General features: G+C 55.9%; 16 protein-coding genes. 11 read left to right on the forward strand and 5 right to left on the reverse strand.

Translation table 11 applies throughout. The annotated features are described in order from the left end of the window. Positions 1–10: 10 nt before the first annotated feature. The 3 genes from ABLU86_RS08895 (at position 11) to iroN (ending at position 4,182) form a co-directional block, all read left to right on the forward strand. Entirely contained in the window at positions 11–1,201 is a 1,191-nt protein-coding gene (locus tag ABLU86_RS08895) for a glycoside hydrolase family 88 protein (protein ID WP_047076542.1), read from the forward strand. Positions 1,202–1,223: 22 nt separating this feature from the next. Continuing rightward, complete coding sequence (locus ABLU86_RS08900; RefSeq protein WP_103825663.1) at positions 1,224–1,781, forward strand: DJ-1/PfpI family protein; 558 nt, start codon at positions 1,224–1,226, stop codon at positions 1,779–1,781. A 226-nt stretch (positions 1,782–2,007) separates the two neighbouring features. Further along, positions 2,008–4,182: a siderophore salmochelin receptor IroN gene (gene iroN, locus ABLU86_RS08905; protein ID WP_015703473.1), complete on the forward strand. Its 2,175-nt coding sequence runs from the start codon at positions 2,008–2,010 to the stop codon at positions 4,180–4,182. Positions 4,183–4,236: 54 nt separating this feature from the next. On the opposite strand, the gene ABLU86_RS08910 is transcribed toward iroN, so the two are convergent. The 5 genes from ABLU86_RS08910 to ABLU86_RS08930 form a co-directional block, all read right to left on the reverse strand. Further along, positions 4,237–5,169: an alpha/beta hydrolase gene (locus ABLU86_RS08910; protein ID WP_334642309.1), complete on the reverse strand. Its 933-nt coding sequence runs from the start codon at positions 5,167–5,169 to the stop codon at positions 4,237–4,239. An 83-nt stretch (positions 5,170–5,252) separates the two neighbouring features. Continuing rightward, a complete protein-coding gene (locus ABLU86_RS08915; protein WP_020077936.1) occupies positions 5,253–6,491 on the reverse strand; it encodes an alpha/beta hydrolase-fold protein in 1,239 nt (412 codons plus the stop codon). 103 nt (positions 6,492–6,594) lie between these two features. After that, positions 6,595–10,263 carry a salmochelin/enterobactin export ABC transporter IroC gene (iroC, locus tag ABLU86_RS08920; protein ID WP_348796165.1) on the reverse strand — a complete coding sequence of 1,223 codons (3,669 nt, stop codon included), beginning with the start codon at positions 10,261–10,263 and terminating at the stop codon, positions 6,595–6,597. A gap of 46 nt (positions 10,264–10,309) precedes the next feature. Continuing rightward, positions 10,310–11,425 (reverse strand): salmochelin biosynthesis C-glycosyltransferase IroB, encoded by a 1,116-nt coding sequence (gene iroB / locus ABLU86_RS08925; RefSeq protein ID WP_015369705.1) that lies wholly within the window; start codon positions 11,423–11,425, stop codon positions 10,310–10,312. 71 nt (positions 11,426–11,496) lie between these two features. Continuing rightward, a complete protein-coding gene (locus ABLU86_RS08930) occupies positions 11,497–11,742 on the reverse strand; it encodes a hypothetical protein (RefSeq protein ID WP_162378674.1) in 246 nt (81 codons plus the stop codon). A 432-nt stretch (positions 11,743–12,174) separates the two neighbouring features. Here ABLU86_RS08930 and nanR point away from each other — a divergent pair, with 432 nt between their 5' ends. From nanR to ABLU86_RS08970, 8 genes are all read left to right on the forward strand, one after another. Continuing rightward, positions 12,175–12,957: a transcriptional regulator NanR gene (gene nanR / locus ABLU86_RS08935; RefSeq protein ID WP_042897796.1), complete on the forward strand. Its 783-nt coding sequence runs from the start codon at positions 12,175–12,177 to the stop codon at positions 12,955–12,957. 133 nt (positions 12,958–13,090) lie between these two features. Further along, positions 13,091–13,984 carry an N-acetylneuraminate lyase gene (nanA, locus tag ABLU86_RS08940; protein ID WP_015703468.1) on the forward strand — a complete coding sequence of 298 codons (894 nt, stop codon included), beginning with the start codon at positions 13,091–13,093 and terminating at the stop codon, positions 13,982–13,984. Between the two features lie 137 nt (positions 13,985–14,121). Beyond that, positions 14,122–15,612 carry an MFS transporter gene (locus ABLU86_RS08945; protein ID WP_020077939.1) on the forward strand — a complete coding sequence of 497 codons (1,491 nt, stop codon included), beginning with the start codon at positions 14,122–14,124 and terminating at the stop codon, positions 15,610–15,612. A 45-nt stretch (positions 15,613–15,657) separates the two neighbouring features. Then, on the forward strand, positions 15,658–16,347 hold the full coding sequence (locus ABLU86_RS08950; RefSeq protein ID WP_032712518.1) for an N-acetylmannosamine-6-phosphate 2-epimerase: 690 nt from the start codon (positions 15,658–15,660) through the stop codon (positions 16,345–16,347). Further along, positions 16,344–17,219, forward strand: coding sequence for an N-acetylmannosamine kinase (locus tag ABLU86_RS08955; RefSeq protein ID WP_348796166.1), 876 nt, complete (start codon positions 16,344–16,346; stop codon positions 17,217–17,219). Before ABLU86_RS08950 ends, ABLU86_RS08955 begins: the two co-directional genes overlap by 4 nt. Then, positions 17,216–17,689 (forward strand): N-acetylneuraminate anomerase, encoded by a 474-nt coding sequence (gene nanQ, locus ABLU86_RS08960; protein ID WP_260575994.1) that lies wholly within the window; start codon positions 17,216–17,218, stop codon positions 17,687–17,689. The genes ABLU86_RS08955 and nanQ overlap by 4 nt, the downstream gene beginning before the upstream one ends. Positions 17,690–17,804: 115 nt before the next feature. Next, positions 17,805–18,287: a type VI secretion system tube protein Hcp gene (locus ABLU86_RS08965; protein ID WP_015369713.1), complete on the forward strand. Its 483-nt coding sequence runs from the start codon at positions 17,805–17,807 to the stop codon at positions 18,285–18,287. 20 nt (positions 18,288–18,307) lie between these two features. Then, a complete protein-coding gene (locus ABLU86_RS08970; protein WP_063446948.1) occupies positions 18,308–19,252 on the forward strand; it encodes a hypothetical protein in 945 nt (314 codons plus the stop codon). Positions 19,253–19,379: the final 127 nt, after the last annotated feature.

The following is a 19,379-nucleotide window of genomic DNA, read 5'->3' on the forward strand; positions in this document are numbered from 1 at the left end:
AGGAGTTGTTATGACCAAATCTGTTATCACCGAAGCGCTGCGGCCGATAGAACTGCATCAGGTCGACCGCCTGGCGTTGAGCCAGAAGCTGGAAGACGCGCTGGCTCGCGTGACGCGCAAGCTGGACAAAAATATCGTTGCCTTCGGCGATAAGTTCCCCGGCGAAGCCTGTGAAAACGGCATCTGGCCGCGTACCGATAACGTAGAGTGGACCACCAGTTTTTGGCCGGGCCAGCTGTGGCTGGCGTGGGAGATGACCGGCAAAGCGCACTACCGCGAAGCCGCTGAGCGCTATTTATCGTCGTTCGCCCGGCGTATTGAGCAGCGTATCGACACCGCGACCCACGACCTCGGCTTCCTTTATTCGCTCTCCTGCATCAGCGCCTGGCGGCTCACCGGCAATGAAGCCGCTCGCCAGTCGGCGCTGCTGGCTGCAGAGCGCCTGATGGAGCGTTTTAACCCGACGGCCAAAATTATCCAGGCGTGGGGCGACTTAAACGATCCGGAGCAGCAGGGGCGAATGATCATCGACTGCAATATGAACCTGCCGCTGCTGTACTGGGCCAGCGAGCAGACCGGCGACCCGCGCTACGCGCAGGCGGCAACGGCGCACGCCGGGCAGGCGGCAAACTATATCGTGCGTGAAGACGCTTCGACTTATCACACCTACTATATGGATGTGCAGACCGGCGAGCCGCGCTTTGGTAACACTCATCAGGGCTACAGCGATACTTCATGCTGGTCGCGCGGCCAGGCGTGGGGCATTTACGGTTTCCTGCTGAGCTATCAGCACACCGGCGATAAGCAGATGGTTGAACTGTCGCGCAGCCTGGCGCACTACTTCCTCAACCGCCTGCCGGAAGATGATGTTTGCCATTGGGATCTGGCGCTGCTCGGCACCGATGCCGTGCGCGACAGTTCGGCGGCGGCGATTGCCGCCTGCGGCCTGCTGGAGCTGGTCAAGGCGCTGCCTACGCTCGACGCCAACCGCGCGTATTACGAAGAGATGGCGCTACGCATTGCGCTATCGCTGACCGACAACTACCTGGCTCACGACGATGACCCTACCGAAGGGTTGCTGCAGCACTCGGTTTATCATATGGGCAGCGGAAAGGGCGTCGATCAGTGCTGTAGCTGGGGTGACTATTTCTATCTTGAGCTGCTGGCGCGGCTGCGACAGATTTGGTACCCGTACTGGTAATCCTCAAGGAATGGAGAACGAGATGAAAAACGTAGCCGTGTTATTAGCCCCCGGGTTTGAAGAGGGGGAAGCGATAGTCACTATCGATATCCTGCGCCGTCTGAATATTGCGGTGCAGACAATTGCCTGCGGCGAGAGTCGCGAAGTGGTGAGCTACCACGCTATCCCGATGATAGCGGATAGCACCCTGAAGGCCAGCTTTGATCAAACCTTTGATGCCGTGGTGTTGCCGGGAGGCCCGGAAGGCAGTGTTAATCTGGCGAAAAGCGCGGAGGTCATTGCCTTCGTTCGCCGCCACGATGAAGCGGGTAAATATATCTGCCCGATTTGCTCCGCCGCCGCCCGCGTGCTGGGCGGCAATGGGCTGCTGAAGGGGCGTCGCTATGTCTGTTCCGGCGATCTTTGGCAGCAGGTGAGCGATGGCGTGTACGTGGATGCCGACGTCGTGGAAGACGGCAATCTGCTCAGCGGCCGGGGGCTGGGCAAGGTATTTGATTTCGCTTTCACCCTGGCGGCGCGGTTACAGGGCGATGAAGCGCCGGCGCGCGAACAGGCGGAACATATTTATTATCCGTGGTAGAGGAAAATAGCCAGTGACTGCTAAAGGCGCCTTAGTGGCGCCTTTTACTTTTGTAGCGCCCTCTCATGTCGCCTGGTTATTAGCGCGTCAAGGATTGCCTTAATCTCACTTAAATGATATTAATTATCATTCTCATAATAAAAACATAATAACAATATTAATACCTGGCAAGGATGTGAGCTTAACGAACAACCACTTTAAGTTAGGCATGAATTAGGGAATAGGTATGAGAATTAACAAGATCCTCTGGCCGCTCACCGCGCTTGTGGTAGGGCTGAATAGCCCGCTATCCGCCGCCAAATCTTCCGACGATAGCGATGAAACGCTGGTCGTTGAAGCCACCGCAGAACAAGTACTTAAGCAGCAGCCGGGCGTTTCAATTATTACCAGCGAAGATATTAAAAAGGACCCTCCGGTCAACGACCTCTCCGATATTATTCGCAAAATGCCGGGGGTGAACCTCACCGGCAACAGCGCGTCAGGCACCCGCGGTAATAACCGCCAAATCGATATTCGCGGTATGGGGCCGGAAAACACCTTAATCCTCATTGATGGCGTCCCGGTGACCTCGCGTAACTCCGTACGCTATAGCTGGCGCGGCGAGCGTGATACCCGCGGCGATACTAACTGGGTACCGCCGGAACAGGTTGAACGTATCGAAGTCATTCGCGGCCCGGCGGCGGCGCGCTATGGCTCCGGCGCGGCGGGCGGGGTGGTGAATATCATTACTAAACGCCCAACCAATGACTGGCATGGCTCGCTCTCGTTATACACCAACCAACCGGAAAGCAGCGATGAAGGGGCCACCCGACGCGCCAACTTTAGCCTGAGCGGGCCGCTGGCCGGCGATGCGTTGACGATGCGTTTGTACGGCAACCTGAATAAAACCGATGCCGACAGCTGGGATATTAACTCTTCCGCGGGGACGAAAAACGCCGCCGGCCACGAAGGGGTACGCAACAAAGATATTAACGGCGTCGTCTCCTGGAAGGTGAATCCGCAGCAAATTCTCGATTTTGAAGCCGGATATAGCCGTCAGGGTAATATCTACGCCGGCGATACGCAAAATAGCTCTTCCAGCGCGGTGACCGAAAGCCTGGCGAAATCTGGCGCAGAGACTAACCGCCTGTATCGACAGAATTACGGTATTACCCATAATGGAGTCTGGGATTGGGGGCAAAGCCGCTTTGGAGTCTATTACGAAAAAACCAATAACACCCGTATGGATGAAGGTTTATCCGGCGGCGGCGAAGGGCGTATTTCGGCGGATGAGAAATTCACCACTAACCGCCTGACCTCCTGGCGCACCAGCGGCGAACTCAATATTCCGCTGGATCTATGGGTCGATCAGACTCTGACCGTTGGCGCGGAGTGGAACCGCGATGAGCTTGACGATCCCTCTTCTACTGGTTTATCGGTGAATGATAATAACATTGGCGGTATTCCCGGTTCAGCGGCGGATCGCAGCAGTAAAAATCATTCACAAATTAGCGCCATCTATTTTGAAGATAATATTGAACCGACGCCCGGAACCAATATTATTCCCGGCCTGCGTTTTGATTATCTTAATGAGTCCGGCGGCAACTTTAGCCCCAGCCTGAACCTGTCGCAGGAATTAGGTGATTACTTCAAAATTAAAGCCGGGATTGCCAGAACCTTTAAAGCGCCAAACCTCTATCAATCCAGCGAAGGCTATCTGCTCTATTCGAAAGGCAACGGTTGCCCTAAAGATATTACTTCAGGCGGCTGCTACCTGATTGGTAATAAAGATCTCGATCCGGAAATCAGCGTGAATAAAGAGATCGGCCTGGAGTTCGCCCTCGACGATTATCATGCCAGCGTGACTTATTTCCGTAACGATTATCAGAATAAGATTGTGGCCGGCGATGATATTATCGGGCAAACCGCTTCCGGCGCTTATATCCTCCAGTGGCAGAACGGCGGTAAAGCGTTAGTGGACGGCATTGAAGCCAGTATGGCGTTCCCGCTGGTGAAGGATCGTCTGAAATGGAATACCAACGCCACTTACATGATTACCTCGGAACAAAAAGATACCGGCAACCCGCTCTCGGTTATTCCGAAATACACCATCAACAACTCCCTGGACTGGACGATTACCCAGGCATTTTCCGCCAGCGTCAACTGGACGCTGTATGGTAGACAAAAACCGCGTACCCATGCGGAGTCGCGCAGCGAAGATACCGGCGGCCTGTCGGGTAAAGAGCTGGGGGCTTATTCGCTGGTTGGTACCAACTTTAATTACGATATTAATAAAAATCTGCGTCTGAACGTGGGGGTCAGCAATATCTTCGATAAACAGATCTATCGTTCATCCGAAGGGGCGAATACCTATAACGAACCCGGTCGGGCCTATTATGCCGGAGTGACGGCGACATTCTGATCGCATCGTCATCAGTATACTGCCCGCAACCGCGCGGGCAGTATCAACGCTGGGTTAAGGACAGCTATGCTGGTTGGACGCTTTTTCGCGACTCATATCCAGCAGCGCGCTGTGGAATGAGGCGTTAAACATCGGCCCGTGCCCCAGGCCAGGGAAATCCCAAAAGGCGGCATTAACCCCTTTCTCTTTCAGCGTGGCGAGGGTGGCATGTACTTTAGTTAGCGCTTCAGCGGCGTGCGTTGCCCGGTTATCACCCGGCGTCGCCGAACCCTCCATAATGGCCAGGCTTTTGGCGCAATATGATGCGGGCTCGACCGCCGTGATTCGGTTCAGCAGGGCAAAGTTATCCCGGCCAAGCGAAGGGCTGGCGCTGTAATATGAATGGAAGAACGAGGACGAAAGCCAGGAGTCGAGCGCGAACAGGCCGCCGTATGAGTGGCCCCACAGGCCGCGGCGCTGTGGGTTGATTTTCAGCCCTTGCTCCGCCTTAGCGGCTATACGCGTTTCCAGTAATTGACGGAAGTCTTCACTGCCGCCGCTTTTGCGGCCAACATATGTTTCATTATTCTTTCTGACTGCCGGCGTATAGTCGTAGGCCCGGCCGTTAAGATCGAATGGCAGGTTGGTCTGATAACCGACCGCGACGATCACCGGCGGCGATTGCGCCGCCAGCTGCTTGAGTAGTTCGTCAGACAGGCGATCCATTACCGCATTACCATCAAGCATATATAGCACGGGATAGCCCGTTGGTGGCGCGGCTTTATTCGGTATGGCCGTCCATACCCGATAGTGGCGAGCGCCGTCGGCGGAATCGAACTGATTGACGCTGAAGTGGTAAAACGCTGAACCCTTATCGGCGATATTGGGCCCCAACGGCTGCATATCCGGTTTTGCTAAGCCTGAAGCGCTATAGCTGAGGGTGAGGCAAGAAAGAACGGCAAAAAGCGCCTTGCGCGGGCGCGTAGAGCGAGACTCGCGGGCATACATCTGATGATTATTCCTTTTCCGCAGGTGAAATTTTCGTTATTCAGAAAGCACATACAGTTGCCTGAAAGCGCTTGCTGGTCAAGTCAACCCTGCAGTAAGCCGAGCCCATCAAGCAAGGCGCCGCGCCACCAGGCGTAGTCGTGCCCGCCGGTGTAAATGGCGCAATGACTATCAACGCCGGACGCCTGTAGCTGCTGATGAAGCTGCTGGACGTGAGGCACCGTCGAACCTTCCAGTGAGCCCACACACAGGCGGATACGGACAGTACGCGGCGGCGCAGACAACACATGTTCGCTGACCCATGAAGTATCGGTTGCGCTAAATAAATGGGGGCGACTGCCGCCATCTGGCGTCCACCACATAGAAGGCGAATGGCTGAGCACCAGACCGAAAGTTTCCGGCGCATGGCGGGCGGCCATCAGCGCGCTGACGCCGCCGAGGCTCTGCCCGGCCAGGACGGTGCGTGAGCGATCCGCCCATTTTTGTCGCGGCTGTTCGCGGCGAATGGTCGGCAGGAGATGTTCCGCGACGTCCCGTATCAGTTCGCTGCGCCCGCCGAGTATCGTGGTGCGCTCGCGCTCATCGATATTGTCGATGCCCAGCAGCGCCACGGGAACAATGCGGCGGCTATCGATCGCGGCGTCGATGGCTGCGCACACCCCAAGATGATCGAACCAGGTTTCGCCATCGGGTAGCACCACCAGCCCCAACGGCTGCGACTTATCAACCGCGGGCAGGTACAGACGCACCTGCCGTGATTGCCCGGCAACGATCCGTTCTGAGGTCAGCAAGGTGCCGGCGTGGCGGCCTCCGCGCCATTCGGATTGAGCGGGGGCGTTATCAAGCGCCAGCACCGACTCCCGCACGCCGTCGCGAATAGCGATCCCCGGCGTCTTATTGAGCGGATCGGCCTGTCCGGCGAGAGCGGCAAAGCGGCTCCCAAGCTGGTTAACAACCTCTTCCGGCGTGCCTGGCGGGATCTCCACCAGTGAATAAGAGCCGCAATAGTTGGCCGGCAGGCGCAGCGTCAGGGTCCAGATATCCGTTGCGGGAATCTGGGTCATCAGCCCTTTTGCCACCTGTTCTTTGTCGGTTACCCGGTTTAATCGCAGATAAACGCCTCTGAGCGGATGGCGGGCGCGCCACAAAAAAGTGACTTCACGTTCATCGGCTGCGCCGTCCACCGTTGTTACTAGCGGTACCGGCAGCGATGCGGCCTGCTGCCAGAAATGAGAAAGATAGGTAATGTTGCCGGTCGCCAACTGGCGGCGCAGGCCGGCGATAGCCGCTGAAACCGGCGGATGTGGATTGATATTGAACATTCTATCTCTTTGAAAAATCATGCTACCAGTAAAAATAGCTAAAGCGGCTGTTCAGCGAACAGCCGCTTTAGGCGTGTTGATTAAGGTCTAACGCTTACCATCACTATCCCACGATTTCTCCCGTTATGTCGTGTTGGTTGCGTGCATCTGCCGGGCCGACGCTATCGCGCCATAAGCGGGCGTAGAGGCCGTTCGCCGCAAGTAATTGCTCGTGTGTACCGTATTCTGCGAGCCGCCCTTTATCGACAACGGCGATCAGATCGCAGCGCTGGGCAGTGGTCAGGCGGTGCGCCACGATTAGCGCCAGGCGTTTTCTGGCACGGGCGACTTCGGTTAACGAAGACATGAGGCGCTCTTCCGCGCGGCGATCCAGGCGCGATGTGGCTTCATCGAGCAGCAGGACGTGGGCATTCGCCAACTGGGCGCGAGCCAGCGCAATCAACTGACGTTGTCCGGCGGATAAATCCGCGCCGCCGTTATTGACTGGCGTGCGGAAACCTTGCGGGAGCTGACGTACCAGCTCAAACAGGCCTGCCTGCCGTGAAGCGATCTCAACTTCGGCATTGCTGCTGGATGGCCGCGAATAACGTATATTCTCCGCAATATCGCCGCTAAAGAGCGCAACATCTTGATCGACCAGCCCGATCTGACGGCGGTAATCGGCAAGGGTTGTCGCCGTCATCTGTCGTTCCCCAATGCCGATGGTCCCGCTGGTGGGCGAATAGAGTCCGGCGATAAGTTTAATCAATGTCGACTTCCCGGCGCCGCTGCGGCCAACGACCGCCACGACATTGCCCGCGGGGATGGTCAGGGTGAGCTTGTCCAGCGCTGGCTCAGCGCTGCCGGGATAACGGTACGTAACTTCATCAAGCTGTAATGCCCCCGTGGCCGGCTGGGTGGAGGAAGGGGTGACGTTTTCCGTCTCTTCGGTCGCCAACAGTTCATCAATATGTTTACCGCTGGCCGTCGCCTGCTGGAAGGAATCCACAATCCCGGATAATTGCTGTACCGGGCCGTAAAACTGCCCCAGCAACAGGAAGAATGCCGCCAGCACCCCGGCGGTCATTTCGCCTTCGGCCACCCTCGATGCGCCAACCAGAAGCACGGCGGCATAGGAGGCCTCGGTACAGAAGGTCAGGAAGGGGAAGTAGACCGCAAGATATTTCTGCGCGCGTACGCGGGTGGCGCGGAAGCGATCCGATAATGCGCGCAGCCGGGCGGCCTCTTGCTCCTGTTGACCATGGGATTGCACGACGCGCAGGCCGGAGACTTTCTCCTGCAGAGTGCTATTCACCTTGCCGATTTCAAGGCGCGCCTGGGCATAGGCTGGAGAGCTCAGGCGACGATAAACCCAGGTCGCCAGCGCGACTACCGGCACTGCGCTTAAGGCCGTCAACGCCAGAATGGGGTCGAGCCAGAACATGGCCGCGGCGATGGCGAACATCGTGACCAGGCTGGTGGCCGCGCCGGCAAGGCCGTTTTGCAGAAAGCGGGCGAGGGAGTCGACATCGACGGTCATCCGGGTCAGGCGTGAATCAACGTGCTTTTCATGCCAGGGGAGGGCAAGACGCAGCATATGGCCGAAGCTGCGCAAGCGTACCGTATGTTGAACCGACTCCGCCGCTCTGGCGGCGAAGATGGTTTGTAGTGAATAACAACACCAGCTTATGACCACCAGGCACAGGGCGAGCAGGGCGCAGACGCCGATAGTCGCCATATCGCCTGCGGCAACCCCCGAGTCAATACCGCGCTGCAGCAGTATTAACACGCCGACGCCAGCGGCAGAATCCAGCGCGATCAGCAGGGCGGCGATGATGAACATCCACGCCACCGGCCGCAGCAGCGAGGTCAATCTACGTCCCTCTCCGGCCAGCGCCTGTTGAACCGCCTGTTCCGGCACGCGGGTCATGCGGGCGACAAAACCGTTGCCGTCAACTTCCGGCAACGCTTGCGGCTCCTCGTTCTGCATCGCTGGCGTTGTTGGCCAAAGATCGCGGCAGCCGCCGGCGCCAGGTTCGAGGAAATCCCCGTCGCCGGTCATCAGCGCGCGGAACGCCGGGCAGCGAGACTCAAGCTCAGCCTGGCTGCCGATGTCCACCACTTGCCCTTTATCCAACACCACAATTCGACTGGCCAACCGCAGCGTTGCCCGGCGGCGGGCAATCACCAGCAGCATGTGCTGGTCATCGGCGTAACGACCCAGCGCGGCATTGATCTCCGCTTCGGTACCGGCATCTACCGCCGATGTGGTGTCATCGAGAATCAACAGTTCCGGTGCGGTAATCAGCGCCCGCGCCAGCGCGATGCGTTGCCGCTGTCCACCGGAGAGGTTAGTACCGCGCTCGGTTAGGCGGGTATCGAAGCCTTTCGGTAAGGCATTGATAAACTCGCTGGCGCCTGCCGCCGCCGCCGCGCGGCGAATATCTTCCATCGTCGCCTGCGGGTGGCCGTAGGCGATATTTTCCGCGACCGTTCCGGCAAACAGAAAGGCGTCTTCAAATACCATCCCCACCTGACGGCGTAACGCCTCAAGCTTGAGATCGCGAAGGTTCTGCCGACCGGTGCTGGTGTCTAGCCAAATATCGCCAGCGCTGGGATCGTAAAAGCGCGCCAGCAGCATTAGCAGCGTCGATTTACCGGAGCCCGACGCGCCGACTACCGCCAGCGTTTCACCCGCCTGTAGGGAGAAGGAAACATCGCTCAGGATACGGCTGCCGCCGCCATAACCGAAGTTCACTTTTTCTAACTGCAGGCCAATAACACGACCATTGAGCGCTTCGCTACCGTCAACCATTTGCGAACGGGTGTCGATCAGAGCGAATACCCGTTCTACGGATGCCTGGGTACGTTGGGCGATCACCAGGAACGACGCCAGCACACGGGTAGGTCCGGTCAACATGGCGAGGAAACTGGCAAAGGCCACGAAGGTCCCGAGGTCAATTCGCCCGTGCATCACTGACCAGCCGCCGTAGCACAGTAGAACGATTTGCCCGAGTACCGGTAGCGCCAGCATGGTAGCGCCAGGCATCGCCTGCGAAATGGCCGCGCCGATGCGCACGCGCACCATCTGTCGCGACTGACGATCCAGCCAGCGCGTTTCGCGCAGTTCCGCCACGCAGGATTTCACCACCGAGATCTGCGCCAGAACTTCGCGCATGTGCTCGGTCAGATTCGCCAGCCGGTCTGAAGCCAGCCCCGTCTGAGCGAATACCCGACGACGGGCGCGCAGCGCGGTAATGGCAAGACACGCCAGCACGCAGACCACGATTAGCGTCATGGCCGGCGACATCCACAGCATCACGGCAATACCGGCGATGTAGTAGGTAAATACCGCCAGCGGTACCGGAGCCATCTGCAATAGGGTATGCATTTGCTGCAGATCGCTATTGGTCCGTGAAATCACCTGTCCGGTACGCAGCGCATCCTGGCCTGCGCCATCGAGCTTTTGAATACTGTCGAACGCTCGTCCTCGCAGGGTGTGCTGCACCCACAGCGATAGCTCGCCAGCATAGCCGCGTCGTACATAGTTACCGATGAAATCAAAAAAGGCGATCAGTAGCAGTCCGCAGGCCAGCCACGGCAGGCGGGTAGGATTTCCCGCCAGCGCATCATTTACCGCCTGCCGCGTCAGTAGCGGCGTCAGCGCGGCCAGCAGAATGGTCGACACCGACGCCACCACCACGATGGCGCTAAGTTTCTTACGTTCCCAGCACACGCGCGCAAGGCGGATTATCCAGGACCGCGCGGGTGTGGGAGAGTGAGTCGCAGGCATTAAGCCTCCTCCGTCAATTTAAAGATGAAATCCGCCACGGCGGCCATTACCCTTTTTGCGCCATGGCGGCCAGTTCTTTCGCCACCTCGGTTGGGCAGGCCTGCGCCGCCATTTCCGCCGCCACCTCTTCAGAGGCCGTACGTAATGCGCAATCGTCGAGGAAAGCATTGATCATGCTGCTCGACAGACCTCCGTCGCCGGGGATGATCCCGCAGCCGCGATCGACTACCGCGCGGGCGTTTACTGGGCGATCGGCCCCCTGGCCGAAAACGATCTGTGGAATACCCGCGTGCAGCGCCGTCAGGGTGTTGCCAGCGCCGCCGTGATGGATAAAACCATCGGCGCCGTTGAGGAAGGCGCCCATCGGGATCCAGTCAACCAGGCGAACGTTTGACGGCAACGCGCGTAGATCGGAGCGCGCATTGGCTGAGAGATGCAGAATGATCTCGGCATCGACTTCACTGGCGGAATCCATCACCCAGGAGATCAGATCGAGGCCATCGACCATCGGTTTGACGGTGCCCAGGCTGACCAGGAGCCGTTTGCGATCGGGCGTGCGTTCCCACCATTCTTCCCAAACCGCACCGCCGTTATACGGCACGTATTGCATGGGAATGATCGGTTCGCCATCGTTTTGCAGGATGCTCATACTCGGCGGCGTCACGTCGATCCACGCCATATCCTGCGGCGGAGCTTCGACGCCGTGGCGGCGGTAGGCGTCAGTGAGCGAGCGCGTCACACCTTTGATATGCCAGGGGGTGTGGCCGAAGCCGACAGTTTGCATGACCACCGGGATATCGTATTTGGCGGCGATCAGCGGCCCGACGACGCCGAGGGGAGGATAGACGATAAGGTCGGGCCGCCAGTGTCCGGCAAACTCCACCAGTTGGTCGGCCATCTCTTCGCTGAAGAACGAGAAGTTGCCCATTTTGGTGCCGATGTTACTTTCCTTCCGCTGCGCCTCGCGGCGGCGATAATCGGCCTCCGAATCGAAGCCGGGCGCGGCATCAAACACCACCAGCCCTGCCTCGGCCGCCTTTTGGGCGAATTTACCGCTACTGGCGATCAGCACTTCGTGACCGTTAACGCGAAATGCCTGCGCCAAAGACAGCACCGGGTATAGCAGCCCATAGAGTGGTGGGCCAACAAACAGAATGCGCATGAGAAAATCCCTCTCCGCTTGACGAACTAATTCAGGAAGTCGACGCAGTCAATATGCCGGCCAGCGCGACGTTAACTATCGTTAACCCGGCTGTGCCTGGCGCTGCGCCATTTTTTAGTTTCGCCAGCGCGACGCACGGCAACGCCGGCGACCCTATCGCAGGCGGTGAATCCGTAGCGCACGCTGACGAATCGGGAATTCCCTGTCCCGACTTCCATTAACGCTTGCGCGTCATTGTCCTGATGAACGGCCTGACGCGCCGCCGCACTGCCACGGCGGCTTGTGAGACCGCATTTGCCGGGTGAGAGGCTGGTCAACGCGCTGGGCGATGTCCGTAATTCCTGAAGACACCGTGTCGCATCATCCTGATAGCGTCGCCTTCGCGGGTCGGTAAGGGACAAAGCGCCGTTGTTCAGGCGATGCTCGTTCCCATACGGCCTCGGTATACCTTGCCAAAGAAATCACCAATGCAAATGCTAATGAGAATAATTACCAATATCATTTGCAAATTGCAATGATAAGTAAAAACTTAATGGAACGGGTAAACGTTTATAGGACAAATCGCAGGTGAGCTTTTCAGGAGGGGCGATGGGTTCCGGTAAGTGATGTTGTTCTGCTGGGACAAAGGCCAATCGGTTATTTTTTTATTGCGGAAAGCGGCTGCTTACCGCTGTTCATTACCCGCGTATGATTTGTGATATGATGAAAAAGCGAAACTTTTTCTCTTTTTTCCAGGTTAAACGATACTTATGAGCGCGTTCGATCACTCGTCAGATGACACCCAGGAAACTATCGGCAACAGCCTGCGCCGACGCCCACTGGCGCGCAAAAAGTTGTCTGAAATGGTGGAAGAAGAGTTGGAGCAGATGATTCGTCGCGGCGAGTTTGGCGAAGGTGGACAGCTTCCCTCCGAACGTGAGCTGATGGCGTTTTTTAACGTCGGGCGCCCGTCGGTACGTGAAGCGCTGGCTGCGCTCAAGCGTAAGGGCCTGGTGCAAATCAACAATGGCGAACGTGCGCGAGTCTCGAGACCGTCGGCGGACACCATCATTTCCGAGCTTTCCGGGCTGGCGAAGGATTTTCTCTCCGCGCCTGGCGGTATCGCGCATTTCGAGCAGTTACGTCTTTTTTTCGAATCAAGCCTGGTGCGCTATGCGGCTGAGAACGCCACGGATGAGCAGATTTCCCTGTTAAGCAAGGCGTTGGAGATTAACGGCCAGTCGCTGGATGATAACGCGCAATTTATTCGCTCAGACGTCGATTTCCACCGCGTGCTGGCGGAGATCCCCGGCAACCCTATCTTTATGGCGACGCATGTTGCTTTGCTTGACTGGCTAATCGCTGCGCGGCCGAAAGTGTCGGAGCAAGAGCTTCATCATCATAATAACGTCAGTTTTCAAGAGCATATCGCCATATTTAACGCCATACGCGATCGCGATCCGGACGAAGCCGATCGTGCGTTGCAAACCCACCTCAAAAGTGTTTCCGCCACCTGGCGTGCCTTAGGTAAAACCAAAAAATCCGCTAAATGATCCCTGCTTCGCGATCGGTTTAGTGAACTCGATCGCACAATAAGCTTTCCCTATTGTACTGCTTTAAAAATGATCTGGTATAACAGGTATAAAGGTACATAGTTAATCCAGTCAACATCATTACGAGGTATATATGGTTAGCCATTTACGTGGCGTGATGCCCGCGCTTCTGACCCCATTCGACGCACAGCAGAACATCGATCGGGCGAGCCTGCGTCGGTTAGTGCGTTTCAATATTGAGCAGGGCGTTGATGGGGTTTACGTCGGCGGATCGACCGGGGAGGCCTTCGTTCAGAGCCTGTCCGAGCGCGAAGAAGTCCTTGAAATCGTAGCGGAAGAGGCGAAAGGGAAAATTACCTTAATTGCGCATGTTGGTTGCGTCAGTACGGCGGAAAGCCAGCAGCTGGCGGTGGCGGCTAAGCGCTATGGTTTTGATGCGGTTTCCGCGGTAACGCCGTTCTACTACCCGTTCAGCTTTGAAGAGCACTGCGATCATTATCGCGCAATTATTGATTCTGCTGATGGGATACCGATGGTGGTCTACAACATTCCGGCGCTGAGTGGGGTAAAACTGACCTTAGAGCAGATTAACCAACTGGTGACATTACCGGGGGTGGGCGCGTTAAAACAAACGTCTGGCGATCTCTATCAAATGGAGCAAATCCGTCGCGCGCATCCGGAACTGGTGCTCTACAACGGCTATGACGAAATTTTCGCTTCCGGCTTGCTGGCGGGCGCTGACGGCGGGATCGGTAGTACCTATAACATTATGGCCTGGCGCTATCTGGGGATCGTGCAGGCGCTGAAAGAGGGCGACACCGCGAAGGCGCAGCAGCTGCAGCATGAGTGTAATAAGGTCATCGATCTGTTAGTCAAAGTGGGCGTATTCCGTGGACTGAAAACGGTGCTGCACTATATGGATGTGCTCTCCGTACCACTCTGCCGTAAACCGTTTGCGCCGGTAGAGGATAAATTCCAGGCCGAATTGAAAGCGCTGGCGCAGCAGTTAATGCAGGAGCGCGGCTGATTTCTCGCCGGAGACGCTCATAAACTGCGCTTTCGATAAGAGATTTAATCAGACATCTGAAGCGGGCGTCATCCGGCAACAACGATATTCAATTCATACCAAAGCGAGTGGGCGCAGCCCATCGCGGGAGACTCACCATGAGTACAACAACCCAGAATATCCCGTGGTATCGTCATCTTAACCGGGCGCAGTGGCGGGCATTTTCCGCTGCCTGGTTAGGGTATTTGCTTGATGGTTTTGATTTTGTCTTAATCGCCCTGGTGCTCACTGAGGTTCAGGGGGAATTTGGTTTGACGACGGTACAGGCGGCAAGCCTGATTTCCGCCGCTTTTATCTCTCGCTGGTTTGGCGGTTTGATGCTCGGGGCAATGGGGGATCGCTACGGTCGCCGCCTGGCGATGGTGACCAGCATTGTTCTTTTTTCGTTGGGTACGCTGGCCTGCGGTTTTGCCCCTGGCTACACCTCTCTCTTTATTGCCCGGCTGGTTATTGGGATGGGCATGGCGGGAGAATATGGCTCCAGCGCTACCTATGTTATTGAAAGTTGGCCGAAACACTTGCGGAATAAGGCGAGTGGATTTCTGATCTCTGGCTTCTCGGTTGGCGCCGTCGTCGCCGCGCAGGTTTATAGTCTGGTGGTGCCCGTTTGGGGCTGGCGTGCGCTCTTTTTCATCGGCATTGTCCCCATCGTTTTTGCCCTCTGGTTGCGTAAAAACATTCCGGAAGCGGAAGACTGGAAAGAGAAGCACGAAGGTAAAGCGCCGGTACGTACGATGGTCGATATTCTCTATCGCGGCCAGCATCGGGTGCTAAACATCATCATGACCTTTGTGGCAGGCGCGTCGTTATGGTACTGCTTTGCCGGCGAGGCGCGTATTGCCGGGTTGGTTGCGCTGCTGGGCCTGGTATGCGCCATTATCTTCATCAGTTTCATGGTGCAAAGCAGCGGTAAACGCTGGCCGACCGGCGTGATGTTGATGGTGGTGGTGCTCTTCGCTTTCCTCTACTCCTGGCCGATTCAGGCGCTGCTACCTACTTATCTGAAAACTGAACTGGCCTATGATCCACATACTGTTGCTAACGTATTGTTCTTTAGCGGTTTTGGTGCAGCTGTCGGCTGCTGCGTCGGCGGTTTCCTCGGCGACTGGCTGGGGACCCGTAAAGCTTACGTTTGCAGTTTACTGGCTTCGCAACTGCTGATCGTTCCGGTATTTGCGATAGGCGGCACCAATGTCTGGGTACTCGGTTTGTTACTGTTCTTCCAGCAAATGCTGGGTCAAGGAATTTCAGGGATCTTACCGAAGCTGATCGGCGGTTATTTCGAAACCGATCAGCGTGCTGCGGGTCTGGGATTTACTTACAACGTCGGTGCTTTGGGCGGCGCGTTAGCGCCGATTCTCGGGGCGTTAATTGCTCAACGCCTGGATTTAGGCACCGCGCTGGGTTCGCTCTCCTTTAGCCTGACGTTCGTGGTGATCTTACTCATCGGGCTTGATATGCCAACTCGCGTCCAGCGGTGGATCCGCCCGGAAGCCATGCGTACCCATGATGCGATCGATGGCAAACCGTTCAGCGGCGCAGGGCCGTTTGGTCGCGGTAAAAGCACATTAGCGAAAAGTAAAAATTAACCATGGCGCCCGGCCAATCACGAATGTTTGCCTAAGGATATGATGATGTCTTTACTTGAACAGCTTAATCAAAACATTGCGCAATCTGGTGGTTTGATAGTTTCCTGCCAGCCTGTACCAAATAGCCCGCTGGATAAGCCTGAAATTGTCGCTGCGATGGCCCTGGCGGCGGAGCAGGCAGGGGCGGTCGCGCTGCGTATTGAGGGCATTGAGAATTTACGCGCCACCCGCGCCGTCGTTTCTATTCCTATCATCGGGATTATGAAACGCGATCTCGACGATTCGCCAGTCCGGATCACCCCGTTCCTTGAAGATGTTGATGCGCTGGCGCAAGGCGGGGCGGATATTATCGCCGTGGATGGTACCGATCGCCTGCGTCCGGTTACCGTTGCGGCACTGCTGGCGCGAATTCATCAGCATGCTTTGCTGGCGATGGCCGACTGTTCAACTTTTGAAGATGGGATGGCTTGCCAGCAGCAGGGGGCCGACATTATCGGGACGACGCTTTCTGGCTACACGACGGTGAAAACGCCGGAAGAACCCGATTTCGCTCTGGTGAAAACACTCAGCGAGGCCGGATGCCGGGTGATTGCGGAGGGGCGCTACAATACCCCGGCGCAGGCGGCAACTGCGATGCGCCAGGGGGCATGGGCCGTGACCGTTGGCTCTGCCATCACTCGTCTTGAGCATATCTGCCAGTGGTATAACTCGGCGTTAAAAAAGGCGGTGTCATGACTACGCTTGCTATTGATATCGGCGGAACCAAACTCGCCGCCGCGCTGGTGGATGATGACCTGAACCTCCTTAAACGCCGTGAGTTGCCGACACCCGCCAGCAAAATGCCGGAAGCGCTATGTTCGACGCTGCAAGAGCTGATCGTGCCGTTGTTTGCTCGCGCCCAGCGAGTGGCAATTGCCTCTACCGGAATAATTAGCGGCGGCGTGCTGTCGGCCATCAATCCCCATAATCTGGGCGGTTTGCAGCATTTTCCGCTGACGCAGACGCTGGAAAAAATCACCGGCCTACCCACACTGGCGGTTAACGATGCGCAAGCTGCGGCATGGGCGGAATACCATGCTCTGGGGGATGAATGTCGCGACATGGTTTTCATCACGGTATCCACAGGTGTAGGGGGCGGCGTAGTGAGTAATGGTCGGCTAATCACCGGGAATGGCGGTCTCGCCGGCCATCTGGGCCATACGTTAGCGGACCCGAATGGACCGCTATGCGGTTGTGGTCGGCGCGGCTGCGTAGAGGCTGTTGCTTCCGGACGTGGAATGGCGGCCGCCGCTCAGGGAGAACTCAGCGGATGTGATGCGAAAACGATTTTCATGCGTGCCGGGCAGGATGATGAGCAGGCTATTGGGCTTATTCACCGTTCGGCACAGACCTTAGCGAGATTGATCGCTGATGTAAAAGCGACAACGGATTGCCAGCGCGTGGTGGTCGGTGGCAGCATCGGCCTGGCGGAAGGTTATCTGGAGATGGTGAGAGCTTACCTTGCGCAGGAACCGTCGGTATATCACGTAATGTTACAACCCGCGCATTACCGACATGACGCGGGATTGCTGGGAGCGGTGTTACTGGCTCGGGAGAATAACTCATGATAGCAGGTGATATTGGAACGCTAACCGCCTCCGGGATACATCCCATTTTAGCCGAAGCGTTGATGCTGGCGGTAGCCGCTTGTCCACAGGAGAAATCTCCTGGACGTTTCAATCTACGCGGTGACGATATTTTTATGAACGTCATGGTATTTACTACCCAGCTAGCGGAAAGTAAAAAATCGGAACAGCATGCGCAATATATCGATATTCAACTGTTGCTAAGCGGTGAAGAACGTATTCTGTGGGGAATGGTAAATTGTGCACAGCAGTGCGAAGCGATACACGTTGAAGAGGATTATCAGTTGTGTAATGCGATTGAAAATCAGCAGGCCATTACGCTACGGCCTGGTAATTTCGTGATATTTATGCCTGGTGAGCCGCATAAACCTGGATGTATTACGACATTGCCGCAGGAGATTAAAAAGGTAGTCGTTAAGGTTAATGTTAGCCTTTTGCAAAACGAATACTGATGCTGAGATTATTCCTGGTTTTGTTTGTGTAATGTGTTCTTCATTTAAATCTGCAAAATTTAAACTAGCTTATTAGGGGGCTCCTTTTCTTAAAACATGCAATATAGGGACTGTTATGGCTATTGATATGTATCTGAAGGTTGATGGGGTAACCGGTGAATCTAACGACTCAAATCATAAAAATTGGATAGATGTTTTGTCATTTAGCTGGGCGGCTGAGCAGCCTGGGAATATGAGCGTTGGCGGCGGTGGCGGAGCGGGTAAAGTTAATTTTCAGGACCTTTCGGTACAAGCATTGATAGATAAAGCAACGCCGGCAGTTCTCAAGTTTTGCGCTAGCGGTAAACATGTCGCTAAAGTCGAACTATCAATTTGCAAAGCCGGCGGTTCGCAAATTGAGTATTCGCGTGTTGTCCTTGAAGATGTTCTGGTGACGAAAACCAGTTTTAGCGGTGTGGGTCATACCGACACTATTATGGTGAATTACCTGTTTCAGGCATCTAAAGTTAATCTGCATTATTGGGAGCAGTCTTCTCAAGGGACCAAAGGCGCAGAAACTAAATCGGGTTGGGATATCAAACAGAATAAAGAAATTTAATCGACGCTGGAGCGCCTGCAATGCCAGATATTACCTCCGAGATAAATGCGGTTCTCTCCGATCATTCCCGGTTTGACGCAGAGCAGCTGGATATTATTATTTCATTCGTCAATGAACTGGATAAAGGAACTTTGAGTCAGTTTGAGAACGCTCCGGATCGCACGATTATGGATACCTATGAGCGCTTGCTTGCTGCCAGTAAAGAGCCTGCGAGAAGACAACGCGACGAAGAATACGAACTGGAATCTTTGACGGGGGCCAGTCGTCGTACTACCACCATGAGCAATCATGCCGCGTTTTTTGATCGCTTCAGAACAACGCCCGCGCATATGTATGGTTACGGCGGCAACGTCTACCGGGATCAGACAAAAAGCTATTACGATGTGGCCGGTAAAATACTGGCAGGCATTGGCGGTCTCGCTTCTTTTGGCGCAGGTACCGCCGCCATTGCCGCCTCGCAGGCGGGTTCGTCGCTTTCGGGTATAGCGGCGCGTTATGCGTTATCTTCTGTCGGCGCGACCGGCCTGGCCGCTGGCGCGATGGCGTTGCTCCGTAATAATTTTTCCGATGTTCAGGTGGCGACGAATAAAGATTTTCTCGAAACCATCAAGTCTATCGCCAAGCTAAGAAACAAACTGAATGATTTCTTCCAGGGCCTCAACAACAAGGTCTATTCGGATAAGACAAAAGCAGAAACGGCGCTCAACAATGAAATGAAGTCACATCCGTTACGTTTTGGCGTCGGTTCAGGAAGTCAGGTAGTACATGCAAACCTGGCCCCGATTCAACGTTTGGTCACTCAGGACTTTGTTACCGTAAACCACGAGATCAGAGCCAAAATTTTGCCGAAGGGTACAAATTCAGCCTGGAGTGTTGCGGTTTCGAGCTCAGAAATGGGTTGGGATGAACGGGTATTGGACCAGGCTAACATGGGTATTCTGCAGCAGGTCGTTCATCAGCTTTAACGAGGTTGTGTTGGCGGCGAATAATCGAACGCAGTTCGATGGAGAGTCCGGCTGCAGAAAAGTAAAAACCCACCTTTTGGGCGGGTTCTTTAAATAGTGGTGCCCGGACTCGGACTAACGCCGCAGG

It is taken from the genome of Klebsiella sp. JN_Kp121 (assembly GCF_040062145.1).
Classification (GTDB): domain Bacteria; phylum Pseudomonadota; class Gammaproteobacteria; order Enterobacterales; family Enterobacteriaceae; genus Klebsiella; species Klebsiella aerogenes.

Coding starts and splice junctions, on each gene's coding strand:
- ABLU86_RS08915 (WP_020077936.1), bottom strand. CDS start 6,491: ATGTTCAATATCAATCCACATCCGCCGGTTTCAGCGGCTATCGCCGGC.
- ABLU86_RS08910 (WP_334642309.1), bottom strand. CDS start 5,169: ATGTATGCCCGCGAGTCTCGCTCTACGCGCCCGCGCAAGGCGCTTTTT.
- nanA (WP_015703468.1), top strand. CDS start 13,091: ATGGTTAGCCATTTACGTGGCGTGATGCCCGCGCTTCTGACCCCATTC.
- ABLU86_RS08895 (WP_047076542.1), top strand. CDS start 11: ATGACCAAATCTGTTATCACCGAAGCGCTGCGGCCGATAGAACTGCAT.
- ABLU86_RS08900 (WP_103825663.1), top strand. CDS start 1,224: ATGAAAAACGTAGCCGTGTTATTAGCCCCCGGGTTTGAAGAGGGGGAA.
- ABLU86_RS08950 (WP_032712518.1), top strand. CDS start 15,658: ATGTCTTTACTTGAACAGCTTAATCAAAACATTGCGCAATCTGGTGGT.
- ABLU86_RS08970 (WP_063446948.1), top strand. CDS start 18,308: ATGCCAGATATTACCTCCGAGATAAATGCGGTTCTCTCCGATCATTCC.
- ABLU86_RS08965 (WP_015369713.1), top strand. CDS start 17,805: ATGGCTATTGATATGTATCTGAAGGTTGATGGGGTAACCGGTGAATCT.
- iroB (WP_015369705.1), bottom strand. CDS start 11,425: ATGCGCATTCTGTTTGTTGGCCCACCACTCTATGGGCTGCTATACCCG.
- iroN (WP_015703473.1), top strand. CDS start 2,008: ATGAGAATTAACAAGATCCTCTGGCCGCTCACCGCGCTTGTGGTAGGG.
- ABLU86_RS08955 (WP_348796166.1), top strand. CDS start 16,344: ATGACTACGCTTGCTATTGATATCGGCGGAACCAAACTCGCCGCCGCG.
- nanR (WP_042897796.1), top strand. CDS start 12,175: ATGAGCGCGTTCGATCACTCGTCAGATGACACCCAGGAAACTATCGGC.
- ABLU86_RS08945 (WP_020077939.1), top strand. CDS start 14,122: ATGAGTACAACAACCCAGAATATCCCGTGGTATCGTCATCTTAACCGG.
- nanQ (WP_260575994.1), top strand. CDS start 17,216: ATGATAGCAGGTGATATTGGAACGCTAACCGCCTCCGGGATACATCCC.
- iroC (WP_348796165.1), bottom strand. CDS start 10,263: ATGCCTGCGACTCACTCTCCCACACCCGCGCGGTCCTGGATAATCCGC.